Origin of the sequence: Paenibacillus contaminans (assembly GCF_003285015.1) — a bacterium.
GTDB classification, from domain to species: Bacteria; Bacillota; Bacilli; order Paenibacillales; family NBRC-103111; genus Paenibacillus_V; species Paenibacillus_V contaminans.
In genome coordinates, this window is sequence record NZ_QMFB01000006.1 from 58,768 (window position 1) to 84,776 (window position 26,009).

Below are 26,009 nucleotides of genomic sequence, written 5' to 3' on the forward strand. Positions count from 1 at the left end.
AGGAAGATGCAGGAAGCTAAGGCCAACATATTAAATTCCAATATGATTGGAGGAAGAGAATGTGAATATGAATGAGGAAAACAAGCAGAAAACGGAAGCTTCGGGACACGAGGCGGCAAACGTGAAACCGGCGGGAATAAGCAGGCGAAAGATGATCGGGGCTCTTGGCGTTGCGACGGCGGCATTCTTGGTATCGGGAAAATCGACTTTTGCCGCAACGACTTTAACAGACAACCTAAAGCTTAAACGGACGACTCCGATCGACGTGACTGACGTGAACGAAAATTTTACGCGGATCGATTTGGAATTTGGCAGCCGTGCCGTTTCGCCGGACTATTAGAAAGTTGGGACCGGCTTCGATGATACCGACTGCGTACAAGCCGCTTTTGACTCGGGAAGACCTGTCATATTCACGAGAAACTACAATGTTAAGTCAGTCAAAATGACGGGTAGCGATCAAAATATTGATTTTAACGGTTATTGGCTTTTCGGAATTTCTGAAAGCACTGATACGGAAGAGATGAGAGATTGCGTGCTGGCGATTTCCGGCTTGTATTTGAACCTGTACAACATCAGGGTCGGTGCGGGCTTTAAGCCTTACAAATGCGGCATACACTGGGTATCGATAAGTGCGTCGAGGCCTGCGGAGCATATTAAAGTTTATGGGCTGCAGGTCAACCGCTGCCAGGTAGGTATCCAGTATGGCGCATACCTGGACGATCCCAATCCGCTTGACGCTCCGCAGAGCGAGAATTTTATATACGGCATTCATTTCCGAGCTGTGCAGAACTGCCTCATTCTCAATCAGCCAAACGGCATACTGAAAATTATAGGCGGGTTGTTCGACTGTGGCCCAAGCGAATGGGATACCGTCGCCTCCAGTCCCTATTCGGCGGTGAATGCTTATTGCTTCTATGCGAAAGATAGTGTGTTATCCATTGATTCGTGCGAAATTCTTAAAGTTTCCAGCACGGAAGGTTACGGTTTCAAAGGCAATAACTTTATTCTCACCAATTGCTCGATCGAAATTGGGAGCACATGGGGATATATCGATGGCAAAGCCACAATAACGCAAGACGATGCGGGATATCAGGGCGGCATTAACAAAAATTTATTTGAAATCGCTCCCGGGGCCGAGGGCAGGTTAAACCTCAATACTTTTTTTGCCAAACGGGCCGCCGGTTTCGATTCTCCTGCCTATATTATAAATGGTTTGGCGGCAGCGCCCAAATTCCGCGTGAATATCGACAAGTCCTATTTCAGTGAATGGACCGCCAATAAAGTGACAAGTGCGCGCAGGGAAAATGTATATGTGCAAAACACGCGTTTTACGAAAGTCGTATCCGGAGTTACTTACGAATCCAATATTAACGATCAGGACCGCAATCTAAATATTGCTGCAAGCGTAGACACGACAGGTGAAAATATGTCTACGGCATCCGATACGGATCAGAAGTCAGACTGGAATATGTATGTCTATACGGGAACTGGAACAGTCTATTTTCGCAAAAATACGGCAGACGTGCCGGCGGGCTTCCGCTCGTGCATTGAGGTAAAGGTAACCTCGGGAATATCCTACATCTATTCCTCCAAATTTCCGGTGTTCGGAGGCGCTTCGCTTGTGTTCAGCGGCTGGGCAAAATACACGACGGGGAATTTGGAACAGAAAGTATCTGTCGTATGGGTCGATGCAGCAAATAATGTTGTGGCGGAAGACTTGATCGTGCTCGCGGACCTCTCGACCACAGAGTGGAGACGCATCGTAAAATCGGTTACTGCTCCGGTATCGGCCGTACGAGCTGGTTTTCAAATCGTAGGAAGCGGGGGGTCCATACTGGTAACAGGACTAGGGTTGACCGCGGAAGGCGACACCGTTGAACGTGCGTCGTTTATTAATCAGATAAATGCGGCACTTGACGCACCGGGAGAAGGGTTCATTCTGAAATCTCCCAATAATACAAGCTATAAAATAACGGTAAGCGATGCAGGGACATTAACGGCGACCGCTTATCCTTAATTGCCGTCACAAGCGATTAGGAACCAGGAGGTACTATTCAACATGACAATTGACAACCCATACATCAAGCGGCAGCTTATGGAAACGATTGTACTAGTGGAAGAGAAAGGGCAGAAATTACGCTATTCTGGCATTCAACCAGGCGTATATGCCCGAAGCCATGCTGTTTCAACGGATAAAGGCAATGTGGTTTACGTTGAGGGTGAGGATTACGTCATCGATTGCAAGGCAGGTACGATCAGTAGAACGAGGCGCAGCCGGATCCCGGATTGGGGTAATCATCCTGTATACGGCATAAAAGGCTTTGATCACAGAGATTATCCGGATTACAGCAATCGTGATTATATGATTTATATTGACTACGATTATGAGTCGGAAGACGAAGTAAATGAAGGGATATCCGTTCTTGCTCCGGTGAACACATTAGACCGTCTGATCCGGAAGCTAGAAGCCGGACAACCGCTGCGCTACATCGTATTCGGCGACAGCATTAGCGCTGGCGGCGATGCCAGCAGGGATGAATTCGCTTTCTATAACCTGTTCGCCGATGATCTGAGAGCGCGTTATCCCGAAGCGGAATTGGAGGTCATCAATAAAGCGCTGGGGGGTGAAGGCAGCACGACTGCTCTGGAACGATTAGAGCAGGACGTGATTGCGCTTAAGCCCGATTTGGTAAGCATCGGTTACGGCATGAACGATCAATGTACGATGGGACCGGATATCCGGAACGGCATTCCGCCAGGAATATTCGAGGAGAATATTAGGAAGATGGTATTGCAGATTCAGAGGAAGACGGATGCGGAAATCGTACTTGTTACGCCCTGCATTTCGAATCCGCTCTGGAAACATTCCAGCGGCGATCTGGCCATCTATGCGGACATTCTGCTGCGGCTGAGCAGGGAGCTTGGGACAGGCGTCGCCGATGTGCATGCGCTGTGGATGCAGGAACTTCAAGCGGGCAAATCCCATGAAAGCATGCTGTTGAACAACGTTAATCATCCGGGCGATTACGGTCATACTATTTATTTCAAAGCATTTGGTCACTTAATTCCATAATCAGCGAGCATAATGCGCTGCGCGTAGAACCAGGGGCAAGCCAAATTTAGATTTGGCTGCCCCTGCTGACGATATGTTAGGATGGATTATAGCGATGATGGAAAAAAGGGGACGGATACATGAAACTATCGACATTTTTCCCATTCCGATATGGGATTTTGCTGAAGCTGTTCACAGTTGTCCTCATTGTACTCATTCCGATTTACATTATTGTCTCTTTAATGAGCAATTCGGGTGTTGACATAATCAGACAGCAAATTTTAATGTTGATGGAACAGAAGTCGGATTATTTCGTATCCGCGACGGACTCGGAATTGGAACGTATCGCCAAACTGCAGAAGGACCTGGCGGATGATCCGGATTTGCAGAGCATCAGCATTCGCCCGGACACGCTAAGGGATTACGAACGGGCGAAAGCGATTAACGATCTGCAGTCGAAATTACGTACGCTTTCAGAATCGAGCAGGTACATTAAGGAAGCTTTCGTGATTATTCCTAGCATCGAAAGACGAATTTCCTCGTCCACCGGCATGAAAGACATCGATCAGGATGAATTTTCCCGGTTTCTTACGAATAAGGCTTCTGCTTCGGGGTTGACTTCAATCGATGGTCGTATTTTTTTTGTACTGGGCGTTCCTTACATGACCAAGATTAATTACTTAATGATCGTCGAGCTATCTATTTCAAAAATAAGCGTCGATCTCGGCAGCCTGAATTCGACCGGCAACGGTACGGTGTTCATCTGGAGCAACGAAACGAATACACCCTCGGTCATTCCGGCCGTCGGCGCAACGGATGAAGTCATGTCGTTTAATCTAAACAGCTCTGCGCATGAGGGGAACGCTTTTCGAATCGACGATAAAAACTATCTCCGCTTTACCAAAGCGTTTGAACTGCCCAACTGGTCGCTTGTCACGGTCGTCGAAGAGGATCAAATTTTGCTGCCTGTTCACTCTTTCAAGGAATGGCTGATAGTCTTATCTGTCGCATCTATTATCGTGTTTGTCATTGCCTCGTTCCTGCTGTATCGTTTTATTCATAAGCCGCTTCGGAAGATGATGCAAGCTTTCAAAAAGGTGGAAGTCGGCCAATTCGATACGAATCTCGCTCATACAAATAAAGATGAATTTTATTACTTGTTTCAGCAATTCAACCAGATGACCAGCCAGCTCAAAATACTCCGTGTTTGCTTTCGTAAATAGGTCATCAATTCCTAGTTTTAGACTTGATGGTGTACTAACCTAATTATGGCGCCGTAATAAACACCGGATTCTCGATTAACTGGCTGTAGTAATCGAAATAATGCCATTTATGCACCTTAACTTTATCTCCCAGCAGGCCGACGATTCCTTTGCCGTTCCACCAGTCGTTGAAAATGTAAACCCCGTCGGCGCCCGCTTCGTAAACATCGTACGCCCGTTTCTGGTACTGGGTTTTGCTGAGCGTCCGCTTCGTGTTTTCGACGGTTCCGCCGTTGCGGATGATCGCTTCTTGTTCCTTCGTTAAATCCGTTCCCGATAGATCGCTGACAATTCCGGCATAGAGCTTGACATTCGAGCCTTCGACCATGCTCATGAACGGAGAAATATCGAAGAAATCCTCGTATGAGATGTTCGACGGAATCAGAATATCGATCAAATCTTGATCGATCCAAGCTTGCGGATCCAGCCCGTAGCTTTCGTAGTTCCAGTATGGGATACGCACGCTTATCGTTTTATTCGGTAAAGCTGTCCGGATTTCGCTCATCAATTGCGTAATAATCGATTTTCTGCTTGCAACGTCGGTCAATTCATTCCCGAACAAGTACGGGTATCTGCCGAAATCAAGGTTCACCCCGCTGACGTTGGGAATGGCCGCGACTTCCGATAAAATGTTCTTGATATAATCCCTGAAAGAGGAATAGTAGTAGCTGAGCCGGAACGTCGGATTATTGTTGGCATCCAGCTGTCTTGCTTCGTATGGAGTCCCGGTGTAATCGTTATACAACTGCCCGTTAAGCGCTGGGAACGACGTCATGCTGTAAAAAGCGTTCATTCGCAGCGAAATGTTAAGGTCGATTCCATTGGCGGAAGCGCTCTGTGCGAGAACCTCAGGCGCCCATTTGCCGCTTTCGTCATAAATATTTTGAATCGTTCCCTTAGCCAGCATATCGATTTCCCGCAGCGTGGGGTCGTCTTCCGTAAACGAATCGAATGGTATCCCCGCGTATTGGCTATCGTAATTCAACTGCATGGTCGTTCCGAGCGCCCAGTCGACACCGCCGACGTCCGTTCCGGCAAACATGTTCACCGCTTTGTTTTGAAGAGCAGCAACGTTATTGTATTTTAAGGATGAAAAATGCGTATACCCATCATTGTTGTAAATCGCTCTTTTGCCGAGACTGCCTTCATCCGCGGCTGTATATTCCGCAATGTCCTCTGTTGTCAAACCGCGCAATTTAATATAGGCGATTCTCGCCTTCTTGCCGGGAGACGGGGTGAAGCTTAGCGTTCGCCCGTTGAAGTTCGCGGCCGTTACGAACTCTTCGCCGATCGTCTGCTCGCTGTATAAGCGTTTCGCATGAACCGGCTCGAAAGAGATTGTTTTCGTTCCGCTGCCGTCCGCGACATCGAACCGCTCCGTTCCCGAGGCATAGCCGACATAAACGCCGAACCAGCCGTATAAATCGACGGGCAGCGTTAAGGTTTGAGCGGCAGCCGTGCTTTCGATAATACTGTACACGTTCGCCGTAACGCCCTCCTCCAAACCCTTATAAACATAGCCGGCTTTTTGCCAACCAGCCGAAACCGCTTGCTGTCCGCTGCCGTTCGTCATTTGATCGACGGCCGTGAACAAGTAGACGGCGTCTGAAACGGAAGTGAGCGCGGATTCGGGCGCTACGGCCGTGACGGCGGGGAACAGATCGACTTCTTTCATTACTTTATCCACCGAAACTCCGCCGTTCAGCAGCTCGACGACAAGCCGGCGCACGCCCGATCCGCCGCCGCCATATACGTTCATGCTGACAGTGGGGGCATCGAGCGGATGGCTGCCGCTTGCGACTAACAAACCCGTTCCATCCAGTACGCTGGCTTGCACCTGCACGTTCGGATTCGCGAACCAGCCCGGATCGGCTCCTCCGATATTAACAACGACCGGTATGGCGCTTGAACTGGCCTCCGGCTTGACCGTAACTCCGGAGATGTTCGGGTAATAGTTGATCCAGTCCGGAATTTTATTTTGCGTCAGCTTGATATGGTCGATGTAAACCTCGTTGGTTCCCGTCGTATATACGTCCTTGGCCAAATTATTGATCGTAATGTTGTCGCTGACTGCGGCGGCAATTCCCGAATCATTCGCTTGGACGATCAGATTGTCGTCCAAACCGAGATAGAGGCCTCCGTCTCCATCGTAGACGATTTCCCATTTGTGGAAGTTTTGGTCCGTCGGGAGGTAGACTTCCCGTTCCTTGAAGCTGTTCGTGCCGTTCGTGATCAAGAAAACCTTGATCGTTCCTTTGGCGGGATCGTAGCTGTTAAGCGCTACCATATACCGCTTGTTGTTCGCATAGATGTTAAAAGCGAGCCCCTTCCATAAATAGTAGTTCGTCGCTTTCGCAAGATCGACGATTTTGGCGTCGAACTGCAGCGTCCATGCGGAAGCGCCGAGTGTGACATTGCGCTTCATGCTGCTGTAATGTCCGCTGGTCGACGTATCGTCGGCATAGGCCAAATATTGACCGGACGGAACCGGCTTCAGCGATACCCCGTTCGGATTGCCGAGCGAGTTCGGCTCATCGTCGATCATGTATACGCCGGTTCGCGGCGGCGTGCTTGAAGTCCAGCCTGCGGCGCTTAAACTGGAGGCATCGTCGTTTAGAAGCGTGTTCCAGGTAAGGTTAGGCACGTGAAGCTTCGGTTTGAAGCTGCGCAGAAGCCGAATCGAGTCGACATACACCTCGGTCGTGCCTGACTGCAGATTACTCGTGTCGGCAAACAGCTTTATGCCGTCCGCGCCGGTAACGGCTATACTCGAATAGGTGAATGAAGCAACTACCGTTCCGTCCAGATCCACGGATATTTTATTGGTACCGTCAAAATAGATGCCCCATTTGTGGAGTCCGCCGCTCGTCGGCAAGGCTGCTTGCTTCCTTTCATACGTATTTCCCGGCTTCAATAGGTAGATGTTTATATTCCCGTTCGAATCTTTGCCGTTTAAGGAAAGCCTGTAACGCTTGGCGTTCGCCGTTATATCCACCGAGAACCCTCGCCAGGCATGATTGGAAGAAGGGGTAGGCAAGTCTGCGATCCGCGCCTCCAGCTGCGTATACCAGGAGCCCGATCCGATATAGGCATCTTTGGAAATATGGCTGTATTGGCCGTTTTGCGAGCTATAAAATAAATATTCGCCGGAAGAAACCGGCAGCATCTGGACCTGATTCGGGTTGCCAAGCGAATTCGGGTAATCGGTAATATAATTTCCGCCGGCCGGATTATTCGATCTCGTCCATCCGCTCAGACTCAAATTTTCACCGTTATCGTCAATCGCTGCGAATACCCAGTCCGGCACGTTTGTTTTATCCAGCTTCAAATAATCCAAATAAACCTCGTTCGTGCCTGACTGTAGATCGGCAGCGTTATTATACAGGACGATCCGATCCGGGGCAGTATCCGGCACGTTTACTCCGGAAACACGCGTGACGATTTGGCCGTCGAGAATGACCGACAGCGTTGAGCCGCCGTCAAAACCGATTCCCCACTTATGGAACGTTCCGTCCGGAGGAAGTGTAATCTGACTCTCCGCGACGTTCCCGCCGGCGTCCTTCAACACAAGCAGCTTCATACTCCCGTTCGATCCCATACTGTTAAAGGTCACTTTGTATTTCTTGGCATTGGCGATTACTTCGACGGATAACCCGTTGGAAATGGGGGTGGCCGAAGGCGTGATCAGATCGGCGATATTGGCGTCAAGCTCCAGGAACCATGGACCGGCGCCGATGCTTAAGGGGCTGGCGGTAATCGAGCTGGCAGTGCCGGATGAAGAAGCGTAGAACAAGTACTGGCTTTGTGGAATTGCAAGCATCGGAATATTGTTCGGATTGCCGAGCGAATTGGCAAAGTCAGAAATATAGTTACCGTTCGCGGGAGCAGCCGAACGTACCCAATTCCGATCCGACAGCCGTTCCGAGAAATCCGTCAACACGTTTACGGCTTTCTCGGCCGAATAAGCATCCGATTTGGTTTGCGCCCAAGCCGGCATCACGCTTGTCGTAAGCTGAACCGAATCCATGTATACTTCCGTTGTGCCGGACAGTCGGTTCTGAGCGGCGCTGAACAGGGAAATCCCGTCATTCGCGGAAGTACTCATTCCCATCCCGCCGAATTCCGCAATTGCTTTTCCGTCAACATCCACATAGATGGATCCGTTACCGTCATAGGAAATGGTCCAAGCGTGAAATAAATCGTCCGTAGGCATGTCAATCCGTTTCTGACTGTATGAGCCGCCATGATCGGCTTTAACCGCCGTTATTTTATCCCGGTCGTTGAATACCAGTTTGTACGCCTTCTGATTGGCCGCGACCTGGACGATGAATCCGGTATCCGCACCGGTTGCGGCAGGAGCCATCAAATCGATAATCCGCGCTTTGAACTGCAAAGTCCAGGCTCCGCTACCGATAGGCAACGATTTGGATATCGCAGCAGGGGAGGAGGCGGTTGCCGTTTCATCGCCGTAAAACAAGTATTGCCCTTTGGATACCGGCTTGAGCGGCACCGAGTCGGGGTTGCCCTGGGAATGGTCGCTGTCGATAATATATTGACCTTGCTGCGGAACAGTTGCCGTCCATCCTGCGGCTGCGAAGCTTAATGCCTCGTCGTTCACCGTTTGTTCGCTGTACCGTAATTTTTCTCCTTTCACAAGTTTATAGCTGTACAAATAGACCTCGTTCGTTCCTGATTGCAGTGACGTCGAGCTATTATACAGCAGTACTTGATCGACAAATCCGGTTGCTATATTAACGCCGGACGATCTAGCGATTTTTTTGCCGTCCAGCGTTACGGTCAGGGTTGATTCCCCGTCATATTCAATTCCCCATTTATGAACATCGGCGAAATCATCGAGCTTGACCAAGGTTTCCTCATAAGCGCTTGAGCTATTTTTCATAATCAGCACTTTGAATGCGGAGTCCATATCGCCGGTTTTGCTGTTGAACGTAACGCGATAACGTTTGCCGGCTGCAACGGTGTCCACAGTGAAGCCGTTCCAGGCGGGATTGTCGGACGGCATAATCAAATCCGCAATACGCGCCTCAAATTCGATGTACCACCTTCCCGATCCTATCGGAACCTCTTTCTTAATCGTATTGCTGAGCCCGTTTGCCGAGCTGTAAAACAAATACTGCCCGCGTAAAACCTGTTTCATCGGAATATCCGACGGATTGCCGAGCGAATTCGGCGCATCCGTCATATAATTGCCTGCTCTTGGTGCGTACTGTCTTGTCCAGCCTGCCGCAGATAAGCTGTGCGCATCGTCATCGATTAATACGGCTCCCGCCGCCTCCGCTTTGGACCACGGTATCCAAGCAACCAGCATCGACGCGATCAATAGGCAAGCCAACCATTTCCTACTTTTGCTTGCTGACATGTAAACGCTTCCTTTCCTTCGTTTTTATTGCCGGCCTTGAAGGCCGACTCACAGCCACTATAGCGGATACAAGCTTCACAATTAAAGCGCGAACAATTACATTTCGGTATACAAAATGCATAATTTCTCAAATCGGGCAGGTATCTATTGTATAAGTGAGGCAACTAAATTTAATATCGCTTACGGTACGACAGTCCCGCAAACCGCTCCAGTACGGGGAACTCCGTTTTTTATATGCCGGAGTATTCATTTGGCGGCTCTTTGCACTGCCTTTAACACCTGATATAGTTATTAAAAATAACATTCGGGGATCCCTGGACGGGATCCTTCCGTGGCGCAACGATAGGGTACGGGCCGTCTGGAGGAATGATTTTGCTGCGTAGAAGAAGCGTGCTAACCGCCATATTAATTTCGTATTTCTGCATCCTCATCGTACCGACAATTGCCGGGGCTGCCGGATATAAGGTGCTCGAAAAATCGCTTGTCGGCAATGTAAACAAATCGAATTATGCGATGCTCGAACAAGCCCGGCAATTGACGGACAGCAGAATCAAGGAAGTGAACCGGCTAAGCCTGCAGCTTGCCATGAATGCCAATATGCAATGGCTGCTTACGAATGCCTCAAGCGGGCATGGGGATGTTCAGCTCCGTTTGATTGCGCTAATGAAGGATATGGGATCGTTCATCCTGGTAAACGATTTTCTGGATTCCTTGTTTATTTATTTGGCGGATCGCAGCATGGTGGTTACGCCGACGATGCAAACCGATCAGGACTTGTATTTTAGAAAAATACAGCATTTTGATCATCTCGGCGACATGCCGCAATTGCTTTCCCGGCATAATAGCCAGAAATTTCTTTCGACGGACGTTTCGGAAAACGGTTCCACGCAGCGGATGCTTGCCTACATCCAATCGCTTCCGGTGGAAGAAAACGTGAACCTGAAAGGGTCGGTCGTCATTCTGATCAATGAACAGAAAATTCTCGATTTGCTGAAGCGTATCGATTGGGACGGGAACAGCTCGACCTTTATCATAGATCGGAACGGCAATAAGCTCGTCTCTTCGCCCAACCAGCAATACGTATCGGATGAATTAATAAACAGGCTGAATACCGGCAATGAATCGTTCGAGATGGACAAGGACGGTGAAAAACTGCTCGTTTCCTACGCTACCGGGGAGAACGGGTGGAAATACGTTTCGGTCGTGCCGAATGAAGTGGTCATGAAGCAAATTGAACGTGTCAAGCTTGTGTTTGTTTTGCTTCTTGTCGTCGGCGTTTTTGCGGGAATTGCCATTTCCTTCTATTTGGCTTATCGGAACTATAGACCGATTAACGAATTGATCCGCGTGATCCAGAAACGAAGCGTAACCTCAGGCGCCGGCAAAATGAACGAATTCGAAATGATAAACAGCACATTGCTGAAATCGTTCGAGGAAGAAAAAACGCTCAAAACCACGCTTGAAAAACAAGCGCCGCTCATTCAATCCAACTTTATTTCCCGGCTTATTAAAGGCAATGTCGACATCTCCTCCTTGGATCAAGCTTCGTTGGATTTTATGCAGGTCAGCTTGGAGAACCGCTCGTTCCGCGTGCTCTTGATCGATATCGAGGACGGCAAACGGTTTATGAAATCCGAAACCGAGCAGGAGCTGGCGCTTGTCCGGTTCATCCTGACGAATATCAGCATGGAGCTTCTTGAAGGGCGCGGCTTCGTGGTCGAGCTGGAACGGAACCGGCTGGCCGTGCTGGAGCATGTACAGAACGAGCCTCTGGCCGGCGAGGATGATTGGATATTCGTTCTGAAGGAGCAGTCGGAAACCCGCTTCCATTTCAATCTGACGATTGCGGTCAGCCGGAAGCAAGACAAGCCGGAGCATATTTGGAAATGTTACCTGGAGGCGCTGTTCGCCTTGGAACGGCGGGTTGTTATGGGCTCCAATACGATCATTTTCCATGAACCGGACAGCGGCGGCAAAGGGCAATTGTATCATTACCCGATGGAGTTCGAAGTGCTGCTGATTAACTACGCCAAAACGGGCGATTATGCAAATGCGGTCAATATTTTGACCCAAATCTACGACGCAAACTTCTCCATCGGCACCATTTCGCCCGAAATGAGCAGGTTTCTTTTTCTGGAAATACTAGCTTCGCTTCTGAAAGTCATACAAGCATCCGGTTCGGAGGGACATTTTTCGTCAGCGCTTGAAGACCCGTCTACGTATTTCGCGTCCTGTCATACGGCTTCCGACATGCTCGAGCAAGTGAAACGTCTGCTTCACGATATATGCGCGGCGGCCAAAGACGAGCGCACCGATCAAGGGGAACGCTTGTACGTCGGAATCCGGAAGTTTGTGGAGGAGCATTACCACGACGGCAACCTCAGCTTGACGATGATCGCCGATCGGTTCGGCATCACGCCGCAGTATTTATCCGCTTTCTTCAAAAGATATTCCGGTAAAAACATTTCGGACTCAATCGCGGAATATCGCGTGGAGCAAGCCAAGCGCATGCTGGCCGACCGCGATTTGACGATCGGGGAAATTTCCCGCAGGGTCGGTTATTCCAACCATATCGGGTTCGGACGCGTGTTCAAAAAAATCGAAGGCATTACGCCCGGGCAGTATCGCGAGATGAAGGAATAGGCGCTCGGATTGAATTCGGTTGCATGATGCTAAAACTGTATACCTCGAAATATTAAGAGCGGTGACCGATCTTGCAATCGGATTATTTTCCGGATGGGCCGGCATCGCTATGATCAGGGTGCGGCTCGAAGACAGCCGGATTATACAGGATAAGGGAGGCTCATTCCATGAACGGAAACAAAAACAAAATGAATGAGAAAAAATGGATCGCCGTGATGGCGACATCCGCGTTAGCGATCGGCGCATTGGCGGGCTGCGGCGGCAGCGCTTCGGAACCATCGGCACCGCCCGCTAGTGCAAGCCCGGGGAAAGAAGCGGCGTCTAAAGAAGAAGTTAAGTATCCGGCAAGCCTTACTTATTGGGTTGCGATGAACGCCGGCGTCGCCGGTACGATGAAATCGTTTGCCGAAATGGAAGTCTATAAGCAATTGGAGAAAATTACGGGAACCAAGGTCGAATTCCAGCATCCGCCGGTAGGACAAGACAAAGAACAGCTTAACTTGCTGCTCGCTTCGGGTAATTTGCCGGACGTGATCGAATATCAATGGACGATCGCTCCCAAAGGTCCGGACAATGCAATCAACGAGAAAAAGATTATACGCCTGAACGAGCTCATTGAGCGGCATGCTCCTAATTTATCGAAGCTTCTGAAGGACAATCCGGAATTTAAGAAGCTGATTACGACGGACGAAGGCAATATTTACGTGATGCCTTATCTTAACCCGGACGAAAGCGTCCGCGTATTTAACGGACCGGCTATGCGGCAAGACTGGCTGGATAAGCTCGGATTGAAGGTGCCGGCCACATTGAAGGAATGGGAAGAGGTGCTGATCGCTTTCCGGGATAAAGACCCTAACGGGAATGGGAAGAAGGATGAGATTCCGCTTTTGTTCGATCCGAAAGTAGCGGAAGTCGGACATGCTTTCATCGGCGCATACGGCATTACCACCACGTTTTATGCGGACGGCGGAAAGATCAAATTCGGACCGACCGATCCCAAGTTCAAGGAGTATTTGACGCTTTTGAATCGCTGGTATAAAGAAGGGTTAATCGACAAAGATTTTGCGACGATCGACCAAAAATTGAAGGATGCCAAGATGACCGAGGGACTGGTAGGCTCCATGGCCATGAATGTCGGTTACGGAATCGGAACTTACACAACGGCGGTAACCAAAGTCAACCCGAGCTTCAAGCTTGTCGGAACGCCGTACCCGGTGCTGGAGCCGGGCGGCAAATCGATCGGCCAGATGGACACCGCTTTTGCCGGCAGAGGGGCGGCAATCAGCGCGCAAACCAAAAACCCCGAGCAAATCGTCAAATGGATGGATTACGCTTACGGAGAAGCCGGGAGCCTGCTGTTCAATTTCGGGACCGAGAATGTGAGTTATAAGCTGGAGAACGGATACCCCAAGTTGACCGAGCTCATGACGAACAACCCTGACAAGCTTACGCTGGCGCAAGCGGTGACAAAATACACGCACGGCACCTTCTCCGGTCCGTACGTATACGACAAACGTTTGGCGGAGCAGTATTCGATCGTTATGCCCGAGCAAAAACAAGCTTCCGCCGTTTGGACGAAAGCGGATCACGCCAAGCTGCTACCTCTCATTTCGCAAACGGCGGAGGAAAGCGGCAAGCTGTCTTCGCTGATGAACGATATCAATACGTATTATCAGGAAATGTTCAATAAATTTGTTATGGGCTTGGAGCCGCTGAGCAGCTTCGATAAATATGTCGAGACGATCAACAAAATGGGCGTCGACGAAGCGATCAAGCTCAAGCAGGCCGCATTAGACCGCTATAACAAGAGATAACGGGAGCGTTTCATGATGACTAGCGATAAAAACAGCTACGCGAGACGGCTACTTCGAGACGTTCGGACTAATAAATACGTATATCTCATGCTGTTCCCGGTGGCCGCATATTATTTGATTTTTCATTATGCGCCGATGTACGGGGTACAGATCGCCTTCAAAAATTATTCCCCCTCCAGGGGTTTCTTCGGAAGTCCCTGGGTCGGATTCGATCATTTCGTCAGTTTTTTCGACAGCTTTTTTTTCTGGAGGATTTTGCGGAATACGCTGCTGCTGAGCCTTTATGAGCTGATCTTTGCTTTTCCGGCCGCTATCGTGCTTGCCCTGCTATTAAATGAAGTTCGCCGAAATATGTTCAAAAGATGGGTGCAAACGATCACTTATTTGCCGCATTTTATATCCATTGTGGTTATATCCGGCATGTTGATCGACTTTCTGGCTCGTGACGGCGTTGTCAACCAGGTGCTTGCTTTCTTCGGGATAGAGGCTCTTCCTTTCATGGGGATGCCGGAATGGTTCAGAACGATTTATATCGGTTCGGGTATTTGGCAAAATGTCGGCTGGGGCTCGATCATATTTCTTGCGGCAATCACGAATATCGATCCTTCGCTGTATGAAGCTGCCAAGGTTGACGGAGCGGGAAGATTGAAGCAGATGTTTTTCATCACGATACCGGGAATCATGCCGACGATTATCATCATGCTGATTTTGCAAATCGGAAGCTTTATGGTCGTCGGAACGGACAAAATCCTGCTGCTGTACAATCCGCTCGTGTACGAAACGGCGGACGTAATCGGAACATTCGTATACCGCAAGGGGATATTGGAATCGGATTACAGCTACACGACGGCGATCGGCTTGTTTAATTCGTTGATCAATCTGACCTTGCTGTTTTTAGCCAATTACTGGAGCCGAAAGAAGACCGAATCGGGATTATGGTAAAGAGGGGACACTTGTATGAGTAACAGAAGTCTCGGAGAGCGTCTCTTCGATAGCTGCAACACCGGCTTTTTAGTGTTATTGTGCGTAGGGACCGTGTACCCGTTCTTGTACGTATTGTTCGCTTCCTTGAGCGATCCGTCCGAATTGATCCGGATGCGGGGGTTGATCCTGTTTCCTCAGGGGTTCAGCTTGGAGGCGTATCGTCTCGTTTTTGCGAATCCGATGATAACGGTGGGTTACGCCAATACGCTGTTTTATGTGGCGGTCGGTACGGCGATCAACTTGCTGATGACCTCCTTCGGCGCTTACGCACTGTCGCGGAGAACGCTTATGCTGAAAAATCCTATTATGATGATGATCGTGTTTACGATGTTTTTCAGCGGCGGGCTTATTCCGAATTATTTACTCGTGAGCGAGCTGGGCATGTTGAATACGAGATGGGCGCTCATCATTCCGGGAGCGATCAGCACCTATAATCTCATTATCATGAGAACGTCATTTCTGGGCATACCCGCAAGTTTGGAAGAATCAGCCAAAATCGACGGAGCGAACGATTTTACGATCTTATTTCGGATCATTCTTCCCTTGTCGATGCCGATCGTTTCGGTCATGATCCTGTTCTACGGGGTAAGTCATTGGAACGCCTGGTTCAATGCGCTAATTTACTTGCGTGACCGCGACTTGTATCCGCTTCAGCTTGTGTTGAGGGAAATATTGATTACCAACAGCACGGATGCGATGACTACCGGAGCCAGCGATATGAATAAAGCGCTCGTTGCGGAAACGATCAAATACGCAGCCATAATCGTTGCGACCGTGCCGGTTTTGTTTTTGTACCCTTTCCTGCAAAAGTATTTCGTGAAAGGCGTCATGATCGGAGCGGTGAAGGAGTAAGGATAGAGAGGATATTCGAATCTTCGTTCATATTGCGACCGTCTGTAGGCACAGGCGGTTTTTTTCTGAAATTTTACAGCCTTCGTAAACAGGAAGCAGCCTCGCGTATTACGCGCGCCGAGCAGAGCGTATGCTGTCGACTGCAAGGTAAACTGCCGGAATCAGCTCCGTGAAAAGCAGGAAAGCGACCTCTCCATGCTGCAGAAAATGTTCGACCTCCATTCCGGTCCGGACCATAACCAAAGAGACGATAATCATCGCAGCGGTCATAAAGGAGCTTAACGGCTTATGGTCTTTTAGCCCGAAAATATGGGTCAATCCGATGACGGCTGCATACATAAACAGGCTGCATTTGATAAACATGCTGTAGAGCCAGAAGACGATTAGCAGCGGATCGAGGTTTTCAAAAAAGGAGCCGTATTTGATATAGCGGATCATCTCCAACGTCGGTACCGACAAATTCGCCGTCAAATCGGGGCCGAATAGTAAAATAATCGCCAATAGGACGGTCAGCGTAATGATCGCGGAAGTGACCGCCGCCCAGCCGAGCGCTTTCATCGTCTTGTCCGCTTGAGCGAAGCTGGGGAAAAAGAACAGTATAATTGCCATCTCGCCGAATAAAGCCGTCATCAGAAGGGCGCCGTTCCATATTCCCGGGGGATCGAAATTTGTCCACAGCGCAACGGCCATTTGCATATTTAACTTATGGCTGACGAGCAGCGGGACGGAGACGATCGTAATGATGCTTATGAAAAAGATGCCTTGAGCACCAATGAATATGGTTCCGAGTCCTGATCGAACCGCACGGAATATGCATAATCCGAACAAAGCGGCAATCGCCCAGTTCGGCGTATCCCTTAAATAAAATTCGGCGACCAAATCCTCCAATTCCCGCAACACGAACGCCGAAGCGAGCAGGAAAGAGAAGATCATCACGATGCTCAGCGGATAATGAATCCACTTTCCGACAATCGATTGGCCGTATTGCCCGAATGCTTGGCTCGGCCTTCTGATAGCCAGACGATAAGACCAATATACAAGGAGCAGCCCCAATACTAAGCCGAGCGCTACGGATATCCATGCTGAAAAACCGGCATGCTGAGCCAGCGGGCGAATATAAAATCCGATTGTCGTCGAGTAAAGAAACTGGCTGAATAACATATAAAGCTGCAGCGGACTGATCTTTTGCACCTTAAGGCTCTCCTTTATGTTTTATCCCCGATTCGCCGACACGGCATGTTGGAGCGGGCCGAAAATCGTTTCTATCAATGTTACGATCGTCCAATGTTCTCTTGCCGCATACAGAATCTCCAAGCAGAGAAACAAGAAAATGGCCGTACCCATAACAAGACGCATCGTTCTGCCTTTCCTATTGTTTTTCTGTAGGTAGCGCCATTCGAAGAAACCTAGTCCGGCAAAAACAGCGGCGATGGTCAGCATGTTTATTCCTCCTTGCCTGCATGCAATCGTTGGCCTTCCGGTTTTCTTGCCGCTCCGAGCCGTTTAATGGCGACATCGACATGTTGGTCGACGATTATATGATCGGCATATAATTGTCTCCAGTCCTTTTTCATTTCCTTCCATTTTCGGGGGTAATACCAGCGGATGTAGTTTCCGAGCTGAAAGGCGTCCGCTTTCGCCTCCTTAGAAACCGCGACCGCCTGGGCGATCCGCTTCTCCAGCTTTTCGCCGAGACTTCGTTCAAGTATTCTCAATTGATCCGGGGTATCAAGCGTCATATCGGACTCATTTGCGAGCACATCCACATCCGCCTTACAATTAATATGAATTTTCAACGGACTCCCGGTCTCAGGGTTAATCCGTGTCGTCGCATTCGTAACAAGGAAGCTGATTGTTTTTCCATCAGTCGGAGAAGTGACGTTGACCTCCGCATCCTGCAACTTGCCGAGAATCCATAAAGCGCCCCGCATTTCCTTCGTGTTCAGCTTGCTTACCATTCGGCCGTTTCGGAGAATGGCCGCGCCGTCTGTACCCAGCCATTTTTCGCCTTTCTTTTTCTTGACCATGCCTTCCCGGTCGAAGACGATTGTCGGAATGACCAAGTCGCCCCCCGAGTAATTCGCCATTAAAAGATCCTTCAGCGTAACTTCCACCGTCACTTGCTCCTCGGCGTATGCGGTCAAAATATCAACCGGAAATCTTTCGAAGCCGACAGGGATATTGGCGAACTCCTTTAAACTGCCATCCAAAACGAAGAGATATGAATTGATATGCAGCTTGGGCTCGCGCGCAATGAAATCCACAACCGGCCCAATACCATCTTCCGCAAGTCTTCTGCCGATTATGATAATTTCCAACTGGCCGAAAGCGATTTTACGGGATAAATCCGATTGGATCGCTCGATAGGCCTTAGCTATCTCTTTATCCGTTTTGGTGACATAGCTGAACGGGTAATCGGTTTTTCCGCCTCCGCCTCCGCCGGCCTGGTTGGGAACGAGTTGGTTGGGCAGGGGGAATCCGAGTGTTAATTCGATTCCTGCTTCTGTTTTATCCACGAGCAATATTTTGGCGAAGGAGCGGTCGTTCAATTCGACTGTGGACCAGCAGCCGGATAGGCACCCGAGCGAAAGGCACGCCCCTATTGCTAGAAGTAACCGTTTGATCTCAATCGCCCTCCTCGTTTTTGACTTGCGCCCATTTGCGCGTTGCCGCAGGTACTCTTCTCCGGTTCGGACCGTTCCCGGGACGGGATTTCATCGACCATAAAGGCGCTCTGAACAGAACGTCCTTCAGTTCGCCGAATCGCAGAGGAGCAAGCGGGGAGAGGTACGGCGTCCCGAAGGAGCGCAGCTCGACCATATGAAGATAAATTAAGATCAAGCCGCAAGCGATTCCGAACAAACCGAACGTTCCCGCCAAAAACATGATCGGAAACCGGAGTAAACGAAAAGAAAGACCCAGATCGAAATGCGGGATGATAAAGGAAGAGATTCCTGTCAGAGACACGATAATAACCATGACCGAGGAGACGATTCCGGCTTCGACGGCCGCGGTGCCGATAATCAAAGCGCCGATAATCGACACGGCTTGTCCCATCGATTTGGGTATGCGAATGGACGCTTCGCGCAAAGCCTCGAAAAGAATCTCCATGATAAACGCTTCGACAAGGGCGGGGAACGGCACGATTTCCCTGGAAGCGGCTATCGTTTTGAGCAGCTTGTCCGGGATAATTTCCGGGTGAATGGTCGTTAAGGCGATATAGATGGACGGCAGCAAGAGGGAAACGAAAAGAAACGTAAAGCGCACCCAGCGAATGCCGGTGGCTGGAATGAAGCGATCGTAATAATCCTCCGCCGACTGCATCAGCATAAAAAAAGTGACCGGAGCAAGGAGGACGTTGGGCGCCCCGTCCACGATCACCGCGACCCGACCTTCCAATAACGAAGCGGCAACCACATCCGGACGCTCGGTATATTGGATCTGTGGAAAGGGCGAATACGGATTATCTTCAATGAATTCTTCGATATAGTTTGTGCTCCATACACCGTCTATTTCAATGTCGGATAGCCGCTTTCTGACTTCGTCGATCAATTCTTGCTTGCAAATTCCTTGCATATAGGCGATCGCGATAGTCGTTTTGGATTCCGTTCCGATCTGCATCGTCTCCGATTTAAAATTAGCGGTCTTCAGCTTTCTTCGGATCAATGTAAGATTGTCTTCGTAATCTTCGATAAAAGCTTCGCGCGGGCCGCGGATCACGATTTCATTGGGCGCTTCCTCGATGGCTCTCTTATCAAAGGAGGTGACGGACAGTGCAAGCATATTTTCGTCGCGATCGACAAGCAGCAGGGCTTGGCCGCTTAGAATAGCGGTTAATGCTTCCGGAACCGAGCGAAAAATACTCGTATCGTCCAGCGGCAGTTGAGAGCGTTCGAAGATCAGGCTGGAGAAGGATACGGAATCCATCGTCTTATCCAGAGATACGAGCTCCTTAAGGACCTTTTGAAGCGTGTGCCTATCGACCATGCCTTTAATATATAGAAGCGCGCATTTTATTTGTGGACCTGCAACAAATTCGTGGATAACGACGTCGGAACTATGTACAAGACGTAGCTGAAACCAGGATAACCTATCGCCAATTGCTGCCGATGGCTCGCTACCGGAATCAGTGAGCGCGTTTTTGGGCAGAACAGGCGAAGGTCGCCGCATTGCGGTTTTTTTCTTGAGTATGCCGTTTAACCGTTGGAAGAAGGACATCGTCATGTACCTCGTATCGTTTTTGAGTCGCTTGTTAGCTTCCCCTTAGATGGAATATTTTACACCTTTTAGACTTAGTGATGTTTTGTGTAATGAAATTCTCTGATTTTCCAAAGATGGGAGAATCGCTCGCTATTTACATAGTTTATTGGATGGTGTATCGTGAAAGTGGCTGTAATGTTACGGATTTTATCGGGAAAGGGTCTTTATATGCCGCATACATACAAGCGCAAGCTAAGCCTGCGGTCGGCGTCGATCGTGTGCTTGCTTGCCGTTTTTTTCCTTATGGCCCTGGTTTCCGATTCCCGGCGAATCGTCGAGGTAGCACGTATGATTCCTTCTGTACCGGACGAGCAAATAACAGCTAAGGTATCCGCGCTGTCCGCCGAGAAGCAGCCGAACGTTATCGTTCTGCTAAGCGAATCGTTCTGGGATCCGACGCAGCTCGACGTCCAGTTCAGCAGAGATCCGATTCCGTTTTTTCATTCTTTGCGAAAGACGTTTTCCGGCGGCTGGATGCTTTCTCCTCAGCATGGCGGCGGTACGGCCAACGTCGAATTCGAAGTGCTGACGGGGAACGCGATGAGGTTTTTGCCGAAAAATACGATCGCGTACGAATCGCATGTCACGCATCCGATCGAATCTCTCGCGACCATTCTTAACGGGCAAGGCTACGTTTCGACGGCAATTAGTCCGGCTCCTCATTATCTTTTTAACAGCACGGAAGTATACAAACGGCTCGGCTTCTCGCAGTTTATTAGTCTGGAGTTTTTTCCGCGCGATTACGAGGGGCCCTATATGGCCGACCGGGCGGTCGTGCGTCAAATTATCGAGAAAGCTGCGGCGACGGAAGAGCCGGACTTTATATTTGCCAATACGATGGAAAATCACTATCACTATTATCCGGGTAAATTCAAGGCGAATACGATCGAAGTGAAGGCGAACCTGCCGGGAGGCTCCGCAGGATTGCTGGAGACGCTCGCTCAAGGGCTTTCAGGCGCCGATCGCGCACTGCAGGAATTGGTGGAATATTATGCGGCTTCCAAAGAGCCGACGGTCATTTTGTTTTTCGGCGATCACCAGCCTTTTCTGGAGAAAGACTATAAGGTTTACCGGGAAGCGGGTTATCTGAAAGAGGACGATCCCGAGGAATGGTGGAAAATGTTCAGCACGCCGTTCGTCATATGGGATAATTTTTTGCCTATGAACAAGCAGGATTTGAAGATGAACGCTTCCTTCCTGCTGCCCGCTTTATTGGAGCATGCAAAGCTTCCTGACACGGCGTATACAAAATTTTTACGAGAGCTGAGCAAGCAAACGCCTGTCATCCCTCCTGATGACGCCAAGAGCGAAATCCGGACGGACGAAGCTGCCCTGCGGCAGTACAAGGAATTTCAAGAGCAAATGCTGTCGGAAGCTCAAACTATGGCTCAAAAGCCAAATCGCCCGTTCGTGTTCGGATATGCGGATTTCCGTATCGACAGCGCGTCGTTCGAACGGAAAAGCAGGCTGAGCGGGGAAGGGATCATTACGCTTACAGGCAAGCATTTCGGTCTAGGCAGCAAAGTGGTGATCAACGGACAACCGTTAAAGACGACATGGAAAAGTCAAGATACCGTGTCTGCAGTCGTTACGTCCGCACTTGTCAGCGCTTCGGACCCTTGGTCCGTGCATGTCGTCGTGGAAGACGATAAGGAGAAGGAAATCGCGCGTACGCCGGAATTTACGTTTACGAGATAAAGATGAAATGCCGTAATCACGTTTCGCATCCAGCCCATGGCTTCCTGATAGGGAGTGTCACGGGCTATCGTATTTTTATCAATCATTTGATAGATATACCTAATACAGGTGGATTCGCACGATAAAATACTATAGAATGGTATGTGGCGTTTTATGAAGGACTGCAAAATTTTGATGCTAAATCACTTTTATCGATACTTGATATACATAGAGAATAAAAGCGGTTATCCCGGCCGGTGCTGTACTTGATAAGTCTATTTTCGTTACCGTTATTTATATCGTGGTAAAGGTAGTTTGTATATTTACATTTTTGGAATATGTTTGGGTTTGGAGGAGCTGCGATGGAAAAGCTAAAAAGCCTTCACGCAGGGAAGGCGATGATGGTCGTCTCCGCATTGCTGACGGCTACGGGACAGCTCTTTTGGAAATGGGGCCACGTCAACCTGCTTTATATGGGAATCGGATTTTTGTGCTATGGAGCTGGGGCCGTGTTTATGCTGAAAGCTTTCTCCTTGGAAAAGCTGTCCGTAGCTTATCCGTTAATGTGCTTGAGTTATGTTTTTGCGTTGTTTTACGGCGATTTATTTCTGGGCGAAGCGATAACCTTGAAGAAGGGGGCGGCGGTCGTTCTTTTGGGGATTGGGGTGACGCTGACATCGTATGAAAAATGAATGGTTTCTCGGCTTGCTGTTTATGATGACCTTATTCGGATCGCTCGGCAGTGTCTTTTTCAAATTTTTTGCGATTCGGCCGAAGAAGCTACATTTGCTGATCGGCTTCATGTTTTACGGACTGGGCGCCCTGCTTAACATTTACTTGCTTAAAGAGCTTCCTTATACGCTCGTGATGCCGGCAAATGCGCTCGGCTTCATATGGACGCTGCTGTTTGCCAAATGGTTTTTTAAAGAAACTGTCGGGATTTATAAAATCGCCGGCGTCGCTTTTATTATTTCGGGCTTGCTTATGCTGCTTTTGTGATAGTCGGTTGAAAATTAGTTGATGTTTGGGCGGGTTGCTTACGGCAAGTCGAAGCTAGGAGCTTGAGCATTGTGCGATTTCTTCGTATAAGCTAACGGCAGTGATTTCAGGCAGCGACCGATTCGGTCGCTGTTTTTTTGTTGCATATTTTTAACCGTTCATGAGCTTAGATTAGCAGCCTGAATTTGTGGTGATAAACCCCGCAGTCAAATCGCTGGTTCGTATAAGGTGAAGCACCCGCTTACTCAATCTATGATTTGCCGCCAAACGAAACTAAAAGATCAACATATCAATCTAAAAATTTGACATGCCTAGGGCAAACGCACGAATTTATAATGGAAGGCAGAGGCGTTTCCGTTCCCGAAAATAAGCGCTATCAATCTCTTCTTGTTGCCCTTCCGGTTATCTCTTACAATATCGTTAAGCTGCATGGAGGGGATAGAGTGGATTTTTTAAAAAAGCGCCCGATTAAGCTGCAATTGCTGCTTATGTTTTTTCTGTTCCTGACGGCGATCGTTCTAGTCATGTTCGTCACGTATACGCAGTCCAAAAAGATGATCTACGCCAAAAACGAGCAGTATTCCATCGAGCTGATGGATAAAATTACGCAGTATATCGAGTCGCAAATCGATACGATCGACGGATTGCTTCTAAACACAGGTATTAACGCCGATGTGCATCAATATTTGAAAACGACGGATTTGCTCGACAAGATAGACGCCTTCCAGAAGGTCGATATGCAAGTGACGAGGGTGATCCAGCTGGAGAACGGCATCGTTGATATGACGATCGTCGGGGAGAACGGGAACAACCTGAACCTCATGTCCGATCTGAATAAAAAGCGGCTGATCATGGATACGATCGCGAAGATGAGGGATACGAACGGCACGCATCTAAAGCCGTACTATTACGGGTTCAGGAGAATTGTAGAAAGCAATGTCGCACATCATTATTTCGCCGTGGGGACGACGATCAACAATATTTTTCCGATCTATCCGCTTGGTCATATGGTTGTGATTTTGGACTTGGAGACGTTGTTTCCGAAGTTCGATACGATGATGCAGAACAGCTTCGGGAATTTTTATGTCTTGGACCGGAACGGTATCGTGTGTTCAAGCAGCGTACCGGAAATGATCGGAAACAAGCTGGATTTGGAAGCGTTTGCGAATTCGCGTGACGACAAGTTCATCGTCCAATCGGCGGAGCTTCGGGAAATGGAAGGGAAAATCGTCAACATTTATTCGAAGGACGACTTGTTTCGCGGGCTGGATCAGACGAGAGAAGTCTATTTATGGATACTCGCATTTTTCGTCCCGCTCATGTGCTTGGCCGTCTGGATCATCAGCAGCAATATAATCGGACCGATACGCGCATTTATGCGGTTCATTCAAGTCCATCAAATTAAAAACATTTATCACGAGCAAAAAAGGCTGAAGCTGTTCGGTTATCACGAAATTATGGTGATGGCGGACAAATTCAACGGCATGCTCGATGAAATCGATCATTTGACGAATGAGGTCGTTTCCTCGAAAACGCGCATCATGGCGCTCGGACTCATGAAGAAGCAAGCGGAGCTGGCGTACTTGAAGCAGCAGGTGAATCCGCATTTCCTATACAACATGCTCGAGTCGCTCAAAGGAATGGCAAGCGAGACGGGGGCGCATGAAATACGGGAAATGCTCGGCGCGCTTGGAAGAATGCTGCGTTACAGCATCAAAGGACGGGAGGATGTGAAGCTGCGGGAGGAGCTGGAAATTGCCAAAGCTTATTTGAAGCTGCAGCAGTTCCGGTTCGACGACCGGTTTGACGTTCATATCGATTTTCCCGACGAACTTCTTCAAGCGAAGGTCATTAAAATGATTTTGCAGCCCATTCTGGAGAACGCTATCACGCACGGGCTTGAGGACAGAATGGTCAAAGGGAATTTGCTGTTCGCCGGCAAGCTGTCGCCGGAGGGCGATATCGAAATCCTCATCAAGGACGACGGGCTGGGCATGTCCCAAGCGAAGCTGGAAGCCATTCGCGCGGAGCTGGCTTCCGGCGACGAATTTCTGGACCGGATCAAAAACAGCGAGCATTTGGGCGTCGTCAACGTTCACAGCCGGCTGCGTTCCGTTTACGGGGAGCCATACGGCTTAACTATTCAAAGCGCAGAGGGCGCCGGGACCGAAGTCGTTCTGCGATTGCCGTACAAGGAGGGCTGAGCATGTATAAAGTTATGCTGATCGATGATGAGAAGTGGGTCGTCAAGAGCTTGAAAAACTCGATAGACTGGCATTCGCTCGGGTTCGAAATCGTTGCCGAGGCGTTTAACGGCGAAGAAGGCTACGACAAAATCAAACGGTTGACGCCGGATTTGGTGTTTACCGACATTCGGATGCCGGGCATGGACGGGCTTGAAGTCATGCGCAGAAGCAATGAGCTGAACAGGGATATCAGCTTTATCATTACGTCTGGCTACAAAGAATTCGAGTACGCCAAAAAAGCGATTCAATACGGCGCTCTCGAATATTGTCTGAAACCGTTCGACGAAGAGGAAATAACGGACATACTCGTCAAATACAGTCGGGACCGGCCCGTAAAGAAAGCTTCGAACGAATTGCTTGCTTTGCTGCAGGAGCACGATGCCGGCGGCATGAAGCCGTATATCGAGGAATTGATGAGAAGGCTAGGGATCGCCTCGGATAAAACGGCGGGCCAGCCAAGCCCGCAGCTGTCGACGTTCCATAAAATCGTCGCTTTCGTAGATGAACACTTTCGGGAAGATATCTCGCTGCAGGTCATTTCGGAGAAGCTGGATTTGAATCTTAGCTACATCAGCCAGCTGTTTCGCAAGGAAGGCTCCGATACTTTCCTGCAGTACTTGACTAAGAAAAGAATTGCATACGCTTGCGAGCTGCTCGTAACTACGCAGACGCCGGTACAGGAAATATCCGAGCTGTCCGGCTATTTGGACTATTTTCATTTTGCCAAAACGTTCAAAAGAAGCACTGGCTTGACGGCTACGCAGTATCGGGAAGCTTATATCAATAGCGGGAGCCGGCAGGTTTGAAAGCGCTGCCTAAAATATGAACATCCCCGACCTA

Annotated in this window: 18 protein-coding genes; 13 read left to right on the top strand and 5 right to left on the bottom strand. The window is 49.2% G+C overall.

Translation table 11 applies throughout. The features are described 5' to 3' along the window. Positions 1–61: 61 nt before the first annotated feature. The 4 genes from DQG23_RS12295 (at position 62) to DQG23_RS12310 (ending at position 4,275) form a co-directional block, all read left to right on the top strand. Positions 62–340, top strand: coding sequence for a hypothetical protein (locus DQG23_RS12295; RefSeq protein ID WP_113031146.1), 279 nt, complete (start codon positions 62–64; stop codon positions 338–340). Positions 341–532: 192 nt separating this feature from the next. Continuing rightward, positions 533–2,017: a hypothetical protein gene (locus tag DQG23_RS12300; protein ID WP_146762294.1), complete on the top strand. Its 1,485-nt coding sequence runs from the start codon at positions 533–535 to the stop codon at positions 2,015–2,017. Between the two features lie 42 nt (positions 2,018–2,059). Further along, the gene (locus DQG23_RS12305) at positions 2,060–3,073 is read left to right on the top strand and encodes an SGNH/GDSL hydrolase family protein (protein WP_113031148.1); all 1,014 of its coding nucleotides are present in this window, start codon (positions 2,060–2,062) and stop codon (positions 3,071–3,073) included. Between the two features lie 119 nt (positions 3,074–3,192). Then, the gene (locus tag DQG23_RS12310) at positions 3,193–4,275 is read left to right on the top strand and encodes a sensor histidine kinase (protein ID WP_113031149.1); all 1,083 of its coding nucleotides are present in this window, start codon (positions 3,193–3,195) and stop codon (positions 4,273–4,275) included. 43 nt (positions 4,276–4,318) lie between these two features. On the opposite strand, the gene DQG23_RS12315 is transcribed toward DQG23_RS12310, so the two are convergent. Next, positions 4,319–9,694 (bottom strand): glycoside hydrolase family protein, encoded by a 5,376-nt coding sequence (locus DQG23_RS12315; protein ID WP_113031150.1) that lies wholly within the window; start codon positions 9,692–9,694, stop codon positions 4,319–4,321. A 372-nt stretch (positions 9,695–10,066) separates the two neighbouring features. On the opposite strand from DQG23_RS12315, the gene DQG23_RS12320 reads away from it, so the two are divergent. From DQG23_RS12320 to DQG23_RS12335, 4 genes are all read left to right on the top strand, one after another. Continuing rightward, complete coding sequence (locus tag DQG23_RS12320) at positions 10,067–12,337, top strand: helix-turn-helix domain-containing protein (protein WP_158560428.1); 2,271 nt, start codon at positions 10,067–10,069, stop codon at positions 12,335–12,337. Positions 12,338–12,504: 167 nt separating this feature from the next. Then, a complete protein-coding gene (locus DQG23_RS12325) occupies positions 12,505–14,151 on the top strand; it encodes an extracellular solute-binding protein (RefSeq protein ID WP_113031152.1) in 1,647 nt (548 codons plus the stop codon). A gap of 12 nt (positions 14,152–14,163) precedes the next feature. After that, entirely contained in the window at positions 14,164–15,093 is a 930-nt protein-coding gene (locus DQG23_RS12330) for an ABC transporter permease (protein WP_113031153.1), read from the top strand. 15 nt (positions 15,094–15,108) lie between these two features. After that, on the top strand, positions 15,109–15,987 hold the full coding sequence (locus DQG23_RS12335; protein ID WP_113031154.1) for a carbohydrate ABC transporter permease: 879 nt from the start codon (positions 15,109–15,111) through the stop codon (positions 15,985–15,987). A gap of 108 nt (positions 15,988–16,095) precedes the next feature. Here the strand turns inward: DQG23_RS12335 and DQG23_RS12340 are convergent, their stop codons facing one another. From DQG23_RS12340 to DQG23_RS12355, 4 genes are read right to left on the bottom strand one after another with little or no spacing between them, the layout of a single operon-like run. Next, a complete protein-coding gene (locus DQG23_RS12340; protein WP_113031155.1) occupies positions 16,096–17,178 on the bottom strand; it encodes a GerAB/ArcD/ProY family transporter in 1,083 nt (360 codons plus the stop codon). Between the two features lie 21 nt (positions 17,179–17,199). Then, positions 17,200–17,427, bottom strand: a complete 228-nt coding sequence (locus tag DQG23_RS12345; RefSeq protein ID WP_113031156.1) for a hypothetical protein — start codon at positions 17,425–17,427, stop codon at positions 17,200–17,202. A gap of 2 nt (positions 17,428–17,429) precedes the next feature. Next, complete coding sequence (locus DQG23_RS12350; protein ID WP_113031157.1) at positions 17,430–18,662, bottom strand: Ger(x)C family spore germination protein; 1,233 nt, start codon at positions 18,660–18,662, stop codon at positions 17,430–17,432. Then, the gene (locus DQG23_RS12355) at positions 18,613–20,211 is read right to left on the bottom strand and encodes a spore germination protein (RefSeq protein WP_337589398.1); all 1,599 of its coding nucleotides are present in this window, start codon (positions 20,209–20,211) and stop codon (positions 18,613–18,615) included. Before DQG23_RS12355 ends, DQG23_RS12350 begins: the two co-directional genes overlap by 50 nt. Before the next feature lie 156 nt (positions 20,212–20,367). Here DQG23_RS12355 and DQG23_RS12360 point away from each other — a divergent pair, with 156 nt between their 5' ends. The 5 genes from DQG23_RS12360 to DQG23_RS12380 all read left to right on the top strand — a co-directional run bounded on the left by DQG23_RS12360 (position 20,368) and on the right by DQG23_RS12380 (position 25,975). Next, positions 20,368–21,945 (top strand): sulfatase-like hydrolase/transferase, encoded by a 1,578-nt coding sequence (locus tag DQG23_RS12360; protein WP_146762295.1) that lies wholly within the window; start codon positions 20,368–20,370, stop codon positions 21,943–21,945. A gap of 341 nt (positions 21,946–22,286) precedes the next feature. Continuing rightward, positions 22,287–22,616 carry an EamA family transporter gene (locus tag DQG23_RS12365; protein ID WP_113031160.1) on the top strand — a complete coding sequence of 110 codons (330 nt, stop codon included), beginning with the start codon at positions 22,287–22,289 and terminating at the stop codon, positions 22,614–22,616. Continuing rightward, the gene (locus DQG23_RS12370) at positions 22,606–22,923 is read left to right on the top strand and encodes an EamA family transporter (RefSeq protein WP_113031161.1); all 318 of its coding nucleotides are present in this window, start codon (positions 22,606–22,608) and stop codon (positions 22,921–22,923) included. The genes DQG23_RS12365 and DQG23_RS12370 overlap by 11 nt, the downstream gene beginning before the upstream one ends. Before the next feature lie 443 nt (positions 22,924–23,366). Then, positions 23,367–25,127, top strand: coding sequence for a sensor histidine kinase (locus DQG23_RS12375; protein ID WP_158560429.1), 1,761 nt, complete (start codon positions 23,367–23,369; stop codon positions 25,125–25,127). Between the two features lie 2 nt (positions 25,128–25,129). Beyond that, the gene (locus tag DQG23_RS12380) at positions 25,130–25,975 is read left to right on the top strand and encodes a response regulator transcription factor (RefSeq protein WP_113031163.1); all 846 of its coding nucleotides are present in this window, start codon (positions 25,130–25,132) and stop codon (positions 25,973–25,975) included. Positions 25,976–26,009: the final 34 nt, after the last annotated feature.